Source organism: Microbacterium sp. dk485, assembly GCF_004570445.1.
GTDB lineage: Bacteria > Actinomycetota > Actinomycetes > Actinomycetales > Microbacteriaceae > Microbacterium > Microbacterium wangchenii.
This window is the reverse complement of record NZ_SPQW01000001.1, coordinates 1,759,316-1,772,879: the sequence shown is the minus strand read 5'-3', so window position 1 is coordinate 1,772,879 and position 13,564 is coordinate 1,759,316. Positions and strand designations below refer to the sequence as shown.

At 68.7% G+C, this 13,564-nt stretch carries 13 protein-coding genes and 1 pseudogene; 10 read left to right on the top strand and 4 right to left on the bottom strand.

Annotated features, from left to right (window positions below):
- Positions 1-3 precede the first annotated feature (3 nt).
- The 10 genes and pseudogenes from E4V99_RS08330 to E4V99_RS08285 all read left to right on the top strand — a co-directional run bounded on the left by E4V99_RS08330 (position 4) and on the right by E4V99_RS08285 (position 8,536).
- Positions 4-798, top strand: coding sequence for a sugar ABC transporter permease (locus E4V99_RS08330; protein ID WP_240742737.1), 795 nt, complete (start codon positions 4-6; stop codon positions 796-798).
- Positions 788-1,636 (top strand): carbohydrate ABC transporter permease, encoded by an 849-nt coding sequence (locus tag E4V99_RS08325; protein ID WP_135069589.1) that lies wholly within the window; start codon positions 788-790, stop codon positions 1,634-1,636. Before E4V99_RS08330 ends, E4V99_RS08325 begins: the two co-directional genes overlap by 11 nt.
- A complete protein-coding gene (locus E4V99_RS08320; RefSeq protein ID WP_135069592.1) occupies positions 1,519-2,229 on the top strand; it encodes an XRE family transcriptional regulator in 711 nt (236 codons plus the stop codon). The genes E4V99_RS08325 and E4V99_RS08320 overlap by 118 nt, the downstream gene beginning before the upstream one ends.
- Before the next feature lie 29 nt (positions 2,230-2,258).
- The gene (locus E4V99_RS08315; protein WP_167747828.1) at positions 2,259-3,263 is read left to right on the top strand and encodes a Gfo/Idh/MocA family oxidoreductase; all 1,005 of its coding nucleotides are present in this window, start codon (positions 2,259-2,261) and stop codon (positions 3,261-3,263) included.
- Positions 3,260-4,078 (top strand): amidohydrolase family protein, encoded by an 819-nt coding sequence (locus E4V99_RS08310; protein WP_135069598.1) that lies wholly within the window; start codon positions 3,260-3,262, stop codon positions 4,076-4,078. The genes E4V99_RS08315 and E4V99_RS08310 overlap by 4 nt, the downstream gene beginning before the upstream one ends.
- Entirely contained in the window at positions 4,075-5,274 is a 1,200-nt protein-coding gene (locus E4V99_RS08305) for an aminotransferase class V-fold PLP-dependent enzyme (RefSeq protein ID WP_135069601.1), read from the top strand. Before E4V99_RS08310 ends, E4V99_RS08305 begins: the two co-directional genes overlap by 4 nt.
- Entirely contained in the window at positions 5,271-6,500 is a 1,230-nt protein-coding gene (locus E4V99_RS08300; protein ID WP_167747830.1) for an ArgE/DapE family deacylase, read from the top strand. The genes E4V99_RS08305 and E4V99_RS08300 overlap by 4 nt, the downstream gene beginning before the upstream one ends.
- A 32-nt stretch (positions 6,501-6,532) precedes the next feature.
- Complete coding sequence (locus E4V99_RS08295) at positions 6,533-6,928, top strand: Rid family detoxifying hydrolase (protein ID WP_135069607.1); 396 nt, start codon at positions 6,533-6,535, stop codon at positions 6,926-6,928.
- Positions 6,925-7,784, top strand: a pseudogene (locus tag E4V99_RS08290) (fumarylacetoacetate hydrolase family protein). The gene E4V99_RS08295 and the pseudogene E4V99_RS08290 overlap by 4 nt, the downstream one beginning before the upstream one ends.
- Complete coding sequence (locus E4V99_RS08285) at positions 7,781-8,536, top strand: SDR family oxidoreductase (protein WP_135116919.1); 756 nt, start codon at positions 7,781-7,783, stop codon at positions 8,534-8,536. Before E4V99_RS08290 ends, E4V99_RS08285 begins: the two are co-directional and overlap by 4 nt.
- Positions 8,537-8,590: 54 nt before the next feature.
- Here E4V99_RS08285 and E4V99_RS08280 read toward each other — a convergent pair whose 3' ends face one another.
- The 4 genes from E4V99_RS08280 to E4V99_RS08265 form a co-directional block, all read right to left on the bottom strand.
- On the bottom strand, positions 8,591-9,436 hold the full coding sequence (locus E4V99_RS08280; protein WP_135116918.1) for a transglutaminase family protein: 846 nt from the start codon (positions 9,434-9,436) through the stop codon (positions 8,591-8,593).
- Positions 9,433-10,365: an alpha-E domain-containing protein gene (locus E4V99_RS08275; protein ID WP_135069617.1), complete on the bottom strand. Its 933-nt coding sequence runs from the start codon at positions 10,363-10,365 to the stop codon at positions 9,433-9,435. The genes E4V99_RS08280 and E4V99_RS08275 overlap by 4 nt, the downstream gene beginning before the upstream one ends.
- Positions 10,359-12,098: a circularly permuted type 2 ATP-grasp protein gene (locus E4V99_RS08270; RefSeq protein ID WP_135069620.1), complete on the bottom strand. Its 1,740-nt coding sequence runs from the start codon at positions 12,096-12,098 to the stop codon at positions 10,359-10,361. Before E4V99_RS08270 ends, E4V99_RS08275 begins: the two co-directional genes overlap by 7 nt.
- Positions 12,099-12,163: 65 nt before the next feature.
- Positions 12,164-13,480 carry a Bcr/CflA family efflux MFS transporter gene (locus tag E4V99_RS08265; protein ID WP_167758100.1) on the bottom strand — a complete coding sequence of 439 codons (1,317 nt, stop codon included), beginning with the start codon at positions 13,478-13,480 and terminating at the stop codon, positions 12,164-12,166.
- Positions 13,481-13,564: the final 84 nt, after the last annotated feature.

The following is a 13,564-nucleotide window of genomic DNA, read 5'->3' as shown; positions in this document are numbered from 1 at the left end:
CCCGTGGCGCTCGCGGTCGTGATGAGCCTGTTCGACTGGCCCGCGTTCGGCGACCGCGCTTTCATCGGGATCGGCAACTACGTCGACCTGTTGACCGAGGATCCCGACTTTCTGGTCGCGTTCCGCAACACGGTCGTCTTCGTGGTCCTGACCGTGCCGCTCAATCTGCTGCTGGCACTGGGGCTCGCGCTGCTGTTGGCCGAGCGGATCCGTGGGCGAACCGCCTTCCGGGTGTTGTTCTTCATCCCGGTCGTCACCCCGATGGTTGCGAACGTGTTCGTCTGGAGGATGCTGCTGCAGCCTGAAGGCATCGTGCGCTCCGGCGCCCTCGACCTGTTCGGCCTGGAGATCCCGAATCTGCTGGCGGACCCTTTCTGGGCGATGGTGCTCGTGGTCGTCGTGTCGGTGTGGGCAGGCGTGGGCTACAACATGCTCATCCTCATCGCCGCGATCGAGCAGCTCCCCCAGACCACCATCGAGGCAGCGCGTCTCGATGGGGCGAGCGGCCTACGGCTGATCGGGCGGATAGTGCTCCCGCTGTTGTCCCCTTCGATCTTCTTCTGCCTGGTGATGACCACGATCGGATCTTTCCAGGTGTTCGCCCAACCGCAGCTGCTGACCGGCGGCGGACCGGGCAACGCCACCCTTCCACTCGTGATGTTCATCTACAACAAGGGTTTCCAGTTTCACGACCTCGGCGGGGCCGCGGCTGCCGGCTGGCTCTTGTTCGCTGTGATCATCGGCCTGACGGCCGTACAGTTCCGCGCTCAGAGAAGGTGGGTGCACTATGAGCACTGACAGCCTGTTGCTCGCCCGGCCGAACCTCCCGAAACGGATCGCACTGAACGCGTCCGTATGGGTGGCGGCGATCCTGTTCGCCTTCCCGTTGTTCTACGCCATCACCGTGTCGCTGAAGACCCAGGGGGAGGTGCTTGGCAGCGACCTGCTGCCGAGTGAGCCGCAGTGGGGCAATTTCGCCGCCGTCTTCCAGTCGGTACCCTTTTGGCAGTACATCGTCAACTCCTTCCTTGTGGCGATTGCGGGCACGGCCGTTGCGGTCACGGTCTCGGTGCTTGCGGGCTACGCCTTCGGGCGTCTGCGCTGGAAGGGGAGGGATCTCGCATTCGTCGTCTTCCTGGGCACACTCATGGTCCCGCAGGAGGTGATCGTCGTCCCGATGTTCATCCTGATGCAATGGTTCGGCTGGGTGAACACGTATGAGTCGCTGATCTTCCCGTTCGCTTTCACCGCGTTCGGAACCTTCCTCATGCGCCAGTTCTTCCGCGGAATCCCCTTCGAACTGGAGGAGGCAGCCCGCGTGGACGGTGCTGGTCCCCTGCGTACGCTCGTGGGCATCCTGATCCCACTGGCCAAGCCCGCCATCGCGGTGCTCGCCGTCTTCACCTTCATGAGTTTCTGGAACAGCTACCTCTGGCCGCTGATCATCGTCAGCGACTATGCCGACATGGGGACCATTCCCATCGGCCTCGCCTCCTTCACGTCACAGAGCGGAACCCAATGGAACCTGCAAATGGCCGCGACACTGATTTCGATGATCCCCACGGTGATCCTCGTGATCATCCTTCAAAAGCACCTCGTCAGAGGAATCGCGATGGCCGGGCTGGCCGGGAGATGAGTCCTCGATCGATTGCGGGCGCGATCGAGGGTGACCAGCCCCTCTCCCCCCTCGCGATGAACCTCCGTCAGTGGCGTGAACGACGCGGGCTGAGCGTGTCGGCCCTCGCTCGCGAGGCAGGCGTGTCGAAGTCGACCGTCTCCGAGCTCGAGCGGGGGCACGGGAACCCCTCACTCGACACGATCTGGGCGCTCGCCAAGACACTGCACGTGTCGCTCGGCGCATTGTTCGTCGGGCACACCGAAGGCGACGGCAGTGAACTCAAGCGTCTCGCGGACGCACCCGTGATCGCGCACGAAAGCACGACGTATGTCGCCCAGCTCATGGCCGGCTGGCGCAGCAGTGGGGAAGTGGAGCTCGCCGTCGTGACCCTCGCCCCGCACGCCCTGCGCCACTCCAAAGGCAATGCAGCGGGCGTGATCGAGCGTGTCGTCTGCGTCAACGGTCCTGTGGATGTCGGGCCGGTCGGGGCCACCTCACGGCTCCATCAGGGGGACATGCTCATGTTCCCTGCCGACCAGGCGCACGTCTACGAAGCCGGCGAGAACGGGGCCCGCCTCGTCGTGGTGCAGCAGTACCCGGCGGCGGAGTGAAAAGCGAGCGGGTACGAAGGGAGGCGGTCTTGGACCTCGACATCGCACGGCGACAACGACACGCACTCCAGGGCCCCGTGCGGGTGGTGATCGTGGGCACGGGGCCCTTCGCGCAACGGCACGCCCAGGCGTTCGCCGCCAACCCCGACTGCGTGGTGGTCGGAGTCGCCTCCGCCGACGCCGACGCCGCGTCATCCCTCGCCGCCGTCGTCGGCGCTCCACATGCGGCGACCACTCTCGACGAGCTCCTGGCGCGCACTGACGCTCACGCGGTCTCGGTCGTGAACGCGAACGCGCTCCACCTGCCAACGGCAATGACGGCGCTCCACGCGGGAGCCAGCGTGCTGGTCGAAAAACCCGTCGTTCTGACCGTTGCCGAGGGGCGGCAGCTGGAGGCCGCCGCTGCCGCGGCACCCGGGTTCGTCATGCCTGCGCATGTCCTGCGCTTCGCCGCCCCGTATGTCGAACTGCGCCACCGATTGAAGTCCGGTGCCGTGGGGCGGCCCCGGGCCATCTCGTTCCGGCGGCATCGAACCGCGGATCACGATGCGCTGTTCCCCATCACACATCCGGTGCTGATGACGATGATCCACGACATCGACCTCGCCCTGTGGCTGGGCTCGGGGCCCTTCCGGTCGGTCAGGGCGCGGCAGATCCCCCTGGCCGGGCGGGCACAGCCTCTTGCCGTGCGCGCCGAGGTGGAGACGGAGGGCGGAGTTCTCATCTCCTTCGACGTCTCATGGTCTCTCAAGTCCGGGGCTCTCCCCGACGCCTTGGAGATCGTCGGAGAGGAGGGCCTGCTGGCACTCGAGCTCGCTCCGCGTGTCCAGACCCTCGGAGACGATGATGCGTCAGTTGACGACGCGCTGACCCCTGACGCCGCCCACGGCGCGCTGGCGGAAGAGATACGCGCCTTCGTGGACGCGGTGCGGTTCGATCGCGCACCGACCGAAGTCACCCTCTCCGACGCCCTGCACGGCATCGATCTCGCGGAGCGCATCATCGAAGCCGCTACCGAGGTGAGTGATCGATGAGGCCGCGGCACGACGCGCACATCCACCTCTTCGAGACCGGCTATCGCGGATCTGCACGGGTAGGGGCCGAACTCGCGGAGTACGAGCGCCTGCGGGACCTGCACGGCCTCGACCGCGCCCTGGTGGTGGGGTACGAGGGCGAAACGCGCTTCTCCGGCAATAACTCCTACATCCTGCGCCTCGCCCGCGACCGCGCCTGGGTGGTGCCGCTGGTCTACCTCCACCCTCGAGCCACGACCATGGACGTCGAGGACGCGTGGCGTCGCGGAGCCGCGGGTTTCTCGCTCTACCTCTCCGGGCAGGACATCTCGGCCCTGAGGCCGGCGGTCTTGCAGGCGCTGGACGAGCGCCGTGCCCTGCTCAGCGTCAACGCGACCCCCTCCGCGCTTCGTTCACTCGCCTCCGTGCTCGCCTGCGTCCCGAACGCGACGGTCCTCCTCAGCCACCTCGGGCTACCGGCGCACCCCGAGTGGGGCGGCCTCGAGGACTGGGCAAAGGCCATCGAGGCCCTGGCGCATCATCCGGGTGTGCTCATGAAGCTGTCGGGACTTTACGCCATCGACCCTCACCCTCCCCACATCGGGGCAGCGTCGGCGCTCGAAATCGCGCTGTCGTTGTTCGGCGCATCGCGGCTGGTCTGGGGCTCGGATTATTCGCCGGGACTCGAGGTCGTCGGAACGACCGAGCTCTTCGACGTGCCCGGGTGGCTGGCGACCGCCCTGACGAGCGACGGCTTGGAACTCGTCACCACCGCGAACCTGCATCTCCTGCTCACGCAACGATCATCCGAACCCCGCGGGCACGTGGCCCGATGACCACCCTCATGACCACGAACGGAGTTCACATGACATCCACGGGCGATTCCGCCCTCCTCGACCCGAGCGATTTCGTCGACCTCGGCACGGAGGCGTACCTGTACTGGGGGGCGCATTCCCCGGCACTTCGGCGCGTCGAGGAGGCCGTCGTCCGCTCGTACCGAGCCAAGAGCCTCGGGGAGAGAGGCAGGGAGGTCATGTTCGACGCCGAGGCACGCGCCCGCGCGAGCATCGCCAGGCTCACCGGGCGCAGTGCGGGCGAAGTTGGTCTCCTTGGCGATGCCTCGACGGCGTGGAGCGCCATCGCCAACGGGTGGAACTGGCGACCGGGTGACAACATCGTCATCAACGAATACGAGCACCCCGCTGTCTTCGCAGCGTTCCTTCGGCTGCGTCGCTTCGGGCTGGACGTTCGCGTCGTGCGGCGGGATGCGGACTGGGACATCCCTCCTTCGAAGATGGAGGCGGCCTGCGACGATCGGACCGTTGCGATCGCGGTGAGCCATGTCGGCTACGTCTCGGGGCTGCGCCACGATCTCGGTGAGTTGGGGCGGATCGCCGACCGGGTGGGCGTGCCGCTTCTCGTCGACGTTTCCCACTCGATGGGCGTGGTGTCCACAGACCTGGAATACGCGGCCATCACGGTGAGCGCGTCCTACAAATGGGCCCTCGGCCCCTACGGCGTCGGAGTCGTGGTGTGGAACCAGGAGAGGCTGCCCGGCTTCGAGCCCGGGGCGGTCGGATGGCGATCGGTCAGCAACATCTTCTCCGACGAGCGGTTCGACGATCTGAAGTGGAATGGCGACGCGACGCGTTTTCAGATGGGCGCGCCGGCCCTCGCCGACATCGCCGGGCTCGGAGCCGGAGTCGACACGATCCTCGAGTTGGGAATCGATCGGGTCGAGGCGCACGCGCTCGCTCTCAGCGGCGCGGCGATCGAATCACTCGACCAGCTCGGCGTGGAGATCATCACCCCACGCGACCCAGCGCGCCGCGCGGGCAACGTGGCTTTCCTCCATCCGCACGCTGAGCAGTTCGCACGGCGACTCGTCGAGCGCGGGGCGCTCGTATGGGGCGGCGACGGCCGAGTGCGCGCCTCATTCCACGTGGCCAACAACCGACGGGATGTGGAGCGTCTGGCCGAAGCGGTGGCGGGGGTCCTGAAGGAACTGCCTGTCGGGGCGGTAGCGCGATGACCCATCACACCCGCATCGACGACTTTCTCCTGCAGTCTGACGCCGAGCTCTTCCAGCTCGTCGACGATCTGATCTCGGTCGACAGTCAGATCCCGCCTCACGCCGACGAGCGCGCGATCGTCGCGCGCCTGCTGGAGGTGACGGAGCGGTTCGGGCTCGGCGAGCAGACGGTGATCGGACCGACGGAGCAGCGCCCCAGCCTGATCGTACGAATGCGCGGCTCGGGCGGTGGTCGCAACCTGATGCTGAACGGTCATACCGACACCAAACCGGTCGGGGAGGCTCGCGAGCAGTGGGTCTCGGATCCCCTCACTCCCACCGTTCGGGATGGGCGGATCTACGGCCTCGGCGCCGTCGACATGAAGGCTGCGCTCGCGGCGATGATCTTCGCTGCCCGTGCGCTCAAGGAGTGCGGCGTGCCGCTGCGCGGCGACCTCCTCATCGGCGCCATCGCCGATGAGGAGGCCGGCGCTCAGCTGGGAGCGAAGTTCGTCGCTCCCTTGCTTCGCGACGTCGACGCGATCCTCATCGGAGAACCGAGCGGATGGGATCACGACTGGCAGGCCATACATCTGGTGTCGCGGGGGGTGTGCGGGTTCCGCGTTTCCGTCAAGGGAACCCAGATGCATTCGAGCCTGTCCGACCGGATGCCCTCGGTGAATGCGTCGCTCAAGGCTGCCGAGCTTCTTCTTCGAATCGCACGGGAGCTCGACGTGCCGTTCACCCCGCATCCGCTCGGCGATGTCGGCCCCACCCTGAACCCCGGGGTGATGATCAGTGGCGGCACGTTCTTCGGGGTGGTACCCGGACAGGCGGAGTTCGCCTGCGATCTGCGGACCGTGCCCGGCCAGACGCGCGACGATGTGGCGCGGGCGATCGAGCGATGGCTCGCCGCCTGTCGCGCGGCCGATCCGGACCTCGATGTCGAGTACAGCTTCGAGCCGGGCCTGGACTGGGTGCCGTGGAGCGAACTCGACGCCGCACATCCTCTGGTCGCCGCGACGCAGGCGGCCGCGGCGGACGTGCTCGGTGCGGCACCTCCGCTCGGAGTGTTCCCCGGCGGCACCGACGCGCCGTGGTACTCCGGTCTGGGGATCCCGACGCTTCCCTCGTTCGGTCCGGGCGTGCTCACAGGCGCCCACGGACCCAACGAGTACGTGAGCGTGCAAAGCGTGCGAGACGCCGCGCGCATGTATGCCCGCATCGCCGCGGATTTCTGCTCGTGAGCCGCGACCGACCACCGATAGGAGATCACCTCATGCAGCTCATCCACACCGCATCCGCCCCATCCCCCGGGGGGCACTACTCGCAGGCCGTCCGTGACGGCGACCGCGTGTTCACCTCGGGGCAGGTCGGGGTCGATCCCGGGACGGGGCTGACACCCGCCGACTTTCGGGAGGAGGTCCGGCAGTGCCTCACGAACCTCCGCGAGGTGCTGAGCGCATCGGGTGCGGAACTCACCGACGTCATCCGCACCATGTGCCTCCTCACGGACATCCGGGACTTCGGCGTCTTCAACGAGGAGTACGCCTTGTTCTTCGGTGACCACCGGCCCGCCCGGAGCACTTTCGGCATTGCACTGGCGGGTGGCTTCCGGGTCGAGATCGAGGCGATCGCTCGCATTCCACACGCCGCGGGGGAAGGAGCATCGTGAGGTTCGCGCGCGTGGGACCGCAGGGGACGGAGATCCCCGTCGTCGTCGACGGTGATCGGTACTTCGACCTGCGCCCACTCACCGCAGATATCGACGGGGCCTTCCTCTCGGATGAACCGGGCGGGCGTGCACGGACGGCGCTCCTCGCCGGGGTCCTGCCCCAACTCGACGACCCGGCGAGTCTGCGGCTGGGCTCCCCGATAGCCCGCCCCGGCGCCGTGGTCTGCATCGGGATGAACTACGCCGCCCACGCCGCCGAGTCGGGATCGACACCGCCCGAGGCCCCCATCATGTTCTTGAAGGCCCCCAACACCGTCGTCGGCCCGAATGACGACGTCACCATCCCGCCGGGCAGCGTCAAGACGGACTGGGAGGTCGAACTGGGGGTGGTCATCGGCCGGCCCGCCGCGTACCTGCGCTCCGTAGAGGACGCGGGATCCTGCATCGCAGGTTTCGTCGCAGTGAACGATGTGTCCGAGCGATCGTTTCAGCTCGAGCATTCTGGCGGCCAATGGTCCAAGGGCAAGTGCGCGCCCGGGTTCAACCCGACGGGCCCATGGTTGGTCACGCCGGACGAGGTCGCGCACGGCGACCTCCGGCTGCGGAGCTTTGTGAACGGTGAGAGTCGTCAGGACTCGAGGACCACCGACATGGTCTTTCCGTCGAGCACCTCATCTGGCACCTGTCGCAGTACATGACCCTGGACCCTGGGCACCTGATCCTGACCGGAACCCCGGAGGGCGTGGCCCTGTCCGGCCGCTTCCCCTATCTGGCGGCGGGCGACGTGGTGGAGCTCGAGATTGAAGCCCTCGGGCGCCAGCGGCAGACCATGCGGGCCGCGGAGGTCGACCGATGACCGCTGGGGAGCTGGCCGGCCTGGCCGTCGTCGTCACCGGGGGAGCCTCGGGAATCGGAGCGGCCATCGCCGACCGGCTGGATCGCGCAGGAGCCGCCGTCGCCGTGCTGGATGTCTCCCCCGCCTACGCCGACCCCCGATTCGCCAGCTTCGCGGCCGATGTCTCCGACCGAAAGAGCGCCGAGGCCGCAATGGCCGCCGCCGCGGATCGACTCGCCGGGATCGACATCCTCGTGAACAACGCAGGGGTGGGTGCAGTGGGCGACGTCGCCGCGAACGATGACGACGAGTGGGCTCGCGTCCTCTCCATCAACGTGACTGGCATCGCCCGCGCTACCGCCGCCGCCCTGCCGTGGCTGCGAGCCTCGGGCGCCGCCGCGGTCTGCAACATCGCCTCGATCGCCGCGACGGCAGGATTGCCGGAGCGGGCACTCTACTCCGCATCCAAGGGCGCCGTGCTTGCCCTCACCCGGGCGATGGCCGCAGACCACCTGCGCGAGGGGATCCGAGTCAATGCCGTAAGTCCAGGCACAGCAGATACTCCGTGGGTTGAACGCCTCCTGCATTCAAGTGCCGATCCCGCGACCGAACGTGCGGCTCTCGAGGCGCGCCAGCCGCACGGGCGACTGGTATCACCCGAGGAGGTGGCCGCAGCGGTTGCCTACCTGGTGGGTCCGTCTGCGGGATCGACGACCGGATCGATCATCGAAGTCGATGGGGGCGCCGCCGGCCTGCGGTTGCGGCCGCATTGAGCAGGTGAGCTCACCTCGACGCCTCCGTCGCGCGTCCCCGCGCGGATGCGGTGGCTAGGCCTCGCGTGTGATCGTGACCTTCACGCGCAGCTGCGACTTGAACGGCCCGGCGTACACGCCGCGCAGCGGCGGCACGTCGTTGTAGTCGCGGCCGCGCCCGACCAGCACGTGCCGGTCGCCGATCTCGATGTTGTTGGTGGGGTCGAACCCCTGCCAGTCGCCGGCGAACCACTCCACCCACGCGTGCGACTCCCCCGTCACCGCGACGCCCACCTCGGCGCTGGGCCGCGGATGCAGGTAGCCCGAGACGTAGCGGGCGGGGATGCCCACCTCCCGCAGCGCCCCGAGGGTGATGTGCGCGAGGTCCTGGCACACGCCCTTGCGCGCCTCCCACGCCTCCGACGCGGTGGAGTGCACGCCCGTGACGCCGTGCATGTACTCCACGGCGTCGCCGATCGCCTCCGCGATCGCATGCGCGGCCGTCCCGGGGTGATCGTGCTGCGCGGCGATCGAGCGGGCGATCTCGGCGACCTCCGGATGCGGCCGGGTCCGGGCGGTCTGCACGAGCTGCTCCACCGTACCGATCGAGCGGGCCGCCTCCGCGGCGAGCGCGTCCCACGTGATGTCGACGTGCTGCAGCGGACGGGGGCGCACCTCCACGAGCGAGCGTGCCGTGATCGTCAGATCCGAATGCGGTGAGAGCACGTCGAAGGCGCTCACGCGGGTGCCGAAGTAGTCGAGGTAGGAGTTCACCGTCGTGGACGGCTCCACCTCCAGCCCCGAGCTCAGCACGAACTGGCTGTCGGTGGAGGTCGGCAGCATCCGCGCTTCGTTGTACGACGCAGAGACGTCGCCCTGGTAGGCGAAGCCGGTCGAGTGCTCGATGCGGAGGCGTTTCACGAGGTCTCCCCGATCCAGCTCGGCTCGGCCTGCGTCGGGAAGAACCGCGAGCGGATGGCCTCGGATGCTTCGCGGGTGACCTTCTGCACGCGCTGCATGTGCAGCGGCAGTTCGCCGAGGATGTCGCTGATGGGCCGGTACTCCAGGTCGTTGCGGATCTGCCCGAGCGCGCGCAGGACCGTGTTGGAATGGCCGACCCGGTCGGCCCGAGGGTCGATCGCGCTCATGCACTCCTCCGCGCGTTGGATCGAGTAGATGATCGATCGCGGGAACAGGCGGTCCAGCAGGAGGAACTCGGCGGCGTTGCGGGCGCTGGGCATGCCGCGGTAGGTGCGCAGGTAGGCCTCGTACGCGCCGCACGAGCGCAGGATCGTCGTCCACGACGGCCCCGACACCTCCGTCAGCGACCGGGTGGCGAGCAGGCGCGCGGTCATGTCGGCGCGTTCGATGCTGCGCCCCAGCGTGAAGAACTGCCACGCCTCGTCGCGACTCGTGGAGGAGTCCACGATCCCCACCGCGAGAGCCGCGCGCTCACGCACCCAGGCGAAGAACTCGTGCACCTTGTCGGTCTGCAGTCGCCGCGGCATCCGCGAGTTCGTGGTGTTGAGGGTCTCCCACAGCTCGCTGGAGACGATCTCCCGGGCGCGGCGCGCGTTCTCGCGGGAGGCGGTGAGGGAGTACGCGATGCTCGCGGGGTTCATACGGTCCACGGCGAGGCGCTGCAGCACGTCGTCGCGGCGCACCTTGTCGACGCCCTCGAGCGGGGAGGACCCCATGACGCTCAGAAGCGACCGGCACGCGGTGTCCTCATCGATCCACGGATCCTCCAGCAGCAGCTGCAGGTGCACGTCGAGGATGCGGGCGGTCCCGTCGCTGCGCTCGATGTAGCGCCCGATCCAGAACAGCGATTCGGCGATGCGGCTCAGCATCCGTCCACCCCCCGCGTGAGGTCACGGGCCTGCTGCTGCTGCTCCTGCTGCGGGCCGTGCTCGTGCTCGGCGGGCTCGGCCTGCTGCTGCTGTTGCTGCTGCTCCGTGCCGCCGGCCGTGGGATCCTGCGGGGAGTGGGTGACCTCGGGCTGACCGTCGTAGATGATCGGGATCGCCGCGGTGATGGTGGCGGCCTGATCGGCGACGAGACCGGCCAGGCCGTTGCCCTGCCCGTACTCGACGTGGGCGGGCGCCGAGCCGCCGACGATCCACGTGTCCTTGGAGCCGCCGCCCTGGCTGGAGTTGACCACGAGCTGCCCCTCGGGCAGCGCCACACGCGTCAGTCCGCCCGGGAGCACCCAGACGTCGTCCCCGTCGTTGACGGCGAAGGGGCGGAGGTCGGCGTGGCGCGGCCGCATGCCGTCTTCGACGAGGGTGGGGATCGTGGAGAGCATGACCACGGGCTGGGCGATCCAGCCGCGGGGATCGGCAAGGAGCCGTCGACGGAGGGCCTCCAGCTCGGACGGCGACGCGTCCGGCCCCACGACGAGGCCCTTGCCGCCGGATCCGTCGACGGGCTTGACGACGAGTTCGTCGAGACGGTCGAGCACTTCCTCGAGCGCACCCGGGTCTTCCAGCCGCCATGTGTCGACGTTGCGCAGGATCGGCTCTTCGGCGAGGTAGTAGCGGATGAGGTCGGGCACGTATGTGTACAGCAGCTTGTCGTCGGCGACACCGTTGCCCACCGCGTTGGCGATCGTGACGTTCCCCAAGCGCGCGGCGAGCATGATGCCCGGTGCCCCCAGCATCGAGTCGGCGCGGAACTGCAGCGGGTCGAGGAAGTCGTCGTCCACGCGCCGGTAGATCACGTCGACGCGCTGCGGACCGCGCGTGGTGCGCATGAACACCTTGCCGCCCACGCAGAGGAGGTCCCGCCCCTCGACGAGCTCGACGCCCATGAGGCGGGCCAGCAGCGTGTGCTCGAAGTACGCGGAGTTGTACACGCCCGGCGTCAGCACGACGACGTTGGGGTCTTCGATCCCGCCTGGGGCCGAGGCCCGCAGCGCCGCGAGGAGCTTGTTCGGGTAATCGCCCACGGGGCGTACGCGCATCGAGAGGAACAGCTCGGGCAGCGTCTGCGCCATCACGCGCCGGTTGGAGATGACGTAGCTCACGCCGCTGGGGACGCGCACGTTGTCCTCGAGCACGCGCATCTCGCCGTGCTCGTCGCGGATGAGGTCGATCCCGGCGACCTGGATGCGGACGCCGTTGGCGCTGTGGATCCCGGCGGCCTGACGGTAGAAGTACTGCGAGGAGGCGATCAGCTGGGCGGGGAGCACACCGTCGCGCACGCAGTGCTGGCTGCCGTACGCGTCGTCCAGGAACGCCTCAAGAGCGCGCACGCGCTGCTTGACCCCGGATTCCACGCGCGACCACTCGTCGTAGTCGATGATGCGGGGCACCGCATCCAGGGGGAACGGGCGCTCCTCGCCGGCGAAGTCGAACGTCACGCCCTGCGCGAGGTACGAGCTGGCGAGCGACTCGGTGCGTCCGCGGAGCTCGTCCTGGGTCATCTGCGCCAGCGCCTGGTACAGCTCCCGGTAGGCCATGCGCGATTCGGCATGCTCACCGGGATGCGGCGGGTCGCCGAACATCTCGTCGTACGCCGGGACACCGGTCGAGGTCTTGCGCGGCGCCAGCGTGGAGCCGTATCCGTCGAACAGGTCACCCATGTCCCGAGCCTAGTGGCGGCCGTGTTGCCGCCACATTTCGGCGCACGGGGATTGCACCCGCCGCCCTAATCAGGAAGATCGCCCGGATCAGGACGAACGGATGCCGAAGCATCCTGAATCGGGCGATCCTCCTGATCTCGGGGATGCGCCGCGAGGACGACGCGCCGCTCCGCGCGGCGGCCGAAGACCCCTGCCGCCGCGCTGAGCACGAACGCCGCCAGCATCGTCAGCGCCATCGGGGCGGCGGTGGTGGGCCCGAGCACACCGCTCAGCGGCGAGATGACCGAACCCAGGGTGAACTGCGTGAAGCCCATCAGCGCCGCGCCGGAGCCCGCGGCGAAGGCGGCGCGGGCCAGCGTCAGCGTCGTCGCATTGGCCAGGAGCGCCGACCCGGCCGCGCACGCGGGGATGACCGTGACGAGGAAGGTGACGACGGTGAACGTGCCGGTGAGGGCGAAGACCGCCATCGCCGCCGTCGCGGCGATGGCGATGCCCTGGCTGATCAGGAGCATCCGGCGGGCACCGAAGCGCCCCGACAGCGGGGCGTTCACGGCGCTGCCTGCCATCACCGCCAGCGCGTAGGCCATGTAGAGGAAGGTGAAGCCCCACTCGTCGGTGCGCAGGACGTCCTGCGCGACGAACGAGGACGCACTGACGTGGGTGACCAGCGCGGCGAATCCGAAGGCCATGGCCAGCGCGTTGCCGACGTAGCCCCCGTCACCGGCGAGGCGGTGGTAGTTGCTCATCAGCCGCCCGATCCGAACCGGCGTCCGGTCGGCGACGGCGAGGGTCTCGGGGACGGAGAGGGCCGCAACCACGAGGTACAGCACGCTCATCACCAGCAGCGCGGCGAAGGTGGCGCGCCACCCCCCGAGCGGGAGGAGGAGCGTCCCGAGCAGCGGACCGAAGAGCGGGCCGGCGGCCAGCATGCCCATGAGCACGCTGTACGCACGCGCGGCCTGGGCACCGCGCGCGGTGTCCGACACCACGGCACGGGTGACGACCACCGCAGCGGACGAGCCGAATCCCTGCAGCACGCGACCGAGGATGAGGACCCCGAGGGTGGGAGCGAGCAGGACGAGCGCGCTGGCCGCGGTGAGCAGCCCGAGGCCCAGCAGCAGCACGCGACGGCGACCGAGGCTGTCGGTCATCGCACCGACGACCAGCTGCCCTACCGCCACTCCGAGCAGGAAGCCGGTGAGAGCGAACTGGGCGCCGGCCACCGTCACGCCCAGGTCGGCCGCCATCTGCCCCAGGCCCGGCAGGTAGATGTTGGACGCGATCGGATTGACCGTCATGAGCAGGCCGAGCACGGTGAGGAGCCCTGCTCCCAGCACGGGCTGCGAGTGCGTCGTCGGAGCCGCCCGCCGCGCTGCGCTCACCTTTACCCGCTTCCCCTGGCGTCGTATGCTCAGCGTACGCATTGCGACATGTTGAACGCAATGCGTACGCCCTCCGGGGATCAC

Coding starts and splice junctions, on each gene's coding strand:
- E4V99_RS08275 (WP_135069617.1), bottom strand. CDS start 10,365: ATGCTGAGCCGCATCGCCGAATCGCTGTTCTGGATCGGGCGCTACATC.
- E4V99_RS08270 (WP_135069620.1), bottom strand. CDS start 12,098: ATGGGTGACCTGTTCGACGGATACGGCTCCACGCTGGCGCCGCGCAAG.
- E4V99_RS08305 (WP_135069601.1), top strand. CDS start 4,075: ATGACCACCCTCATGACCACGAACGGAGTTCACATGACATCCACGGGC.
- E4V99_RS08320 (WP_135069592.1), top strand. CDS start 1,519: ATGGAACCTGCAAATGGCCGCGACACTGATTTCGATGATCCCCACGGT.
- E4V99_RS08325 (WP_135069589.1), top strand. CDS start 788: ATGAGCACTGACAGCCTGTTGCTCGCCCGGCCGAACCTCCCGAAACGG.
- E4V99_RS08295 (WP_135069607.1), top strand. CDS start 6,533: ATGCAGCTCATCCACACCGCATCCGCCCCATCCCCCGGGGGGCACTAC.
- E4V99_RS08300 (WP_167747830.1), top strand. CDS start 5,271: ATGACCCATCACACCCGCATCGACGACTTTCTCCTGCAGTCTGACGCC.
- E4V99_RS08285 (WP_135116919.1), top strand. CDS start 7,781: ATGACCGCTGGGGAGCTGGCCGGCCTGGCCGTCGTCGTCACCGGGGGA.
- E4V99_RS08310 (WP_135069598.1), top strand. CDS start 3,260: ATGAGGCCGCGGCACGACGCGCACATCCACCTCTTCGAGACCGGCTAT.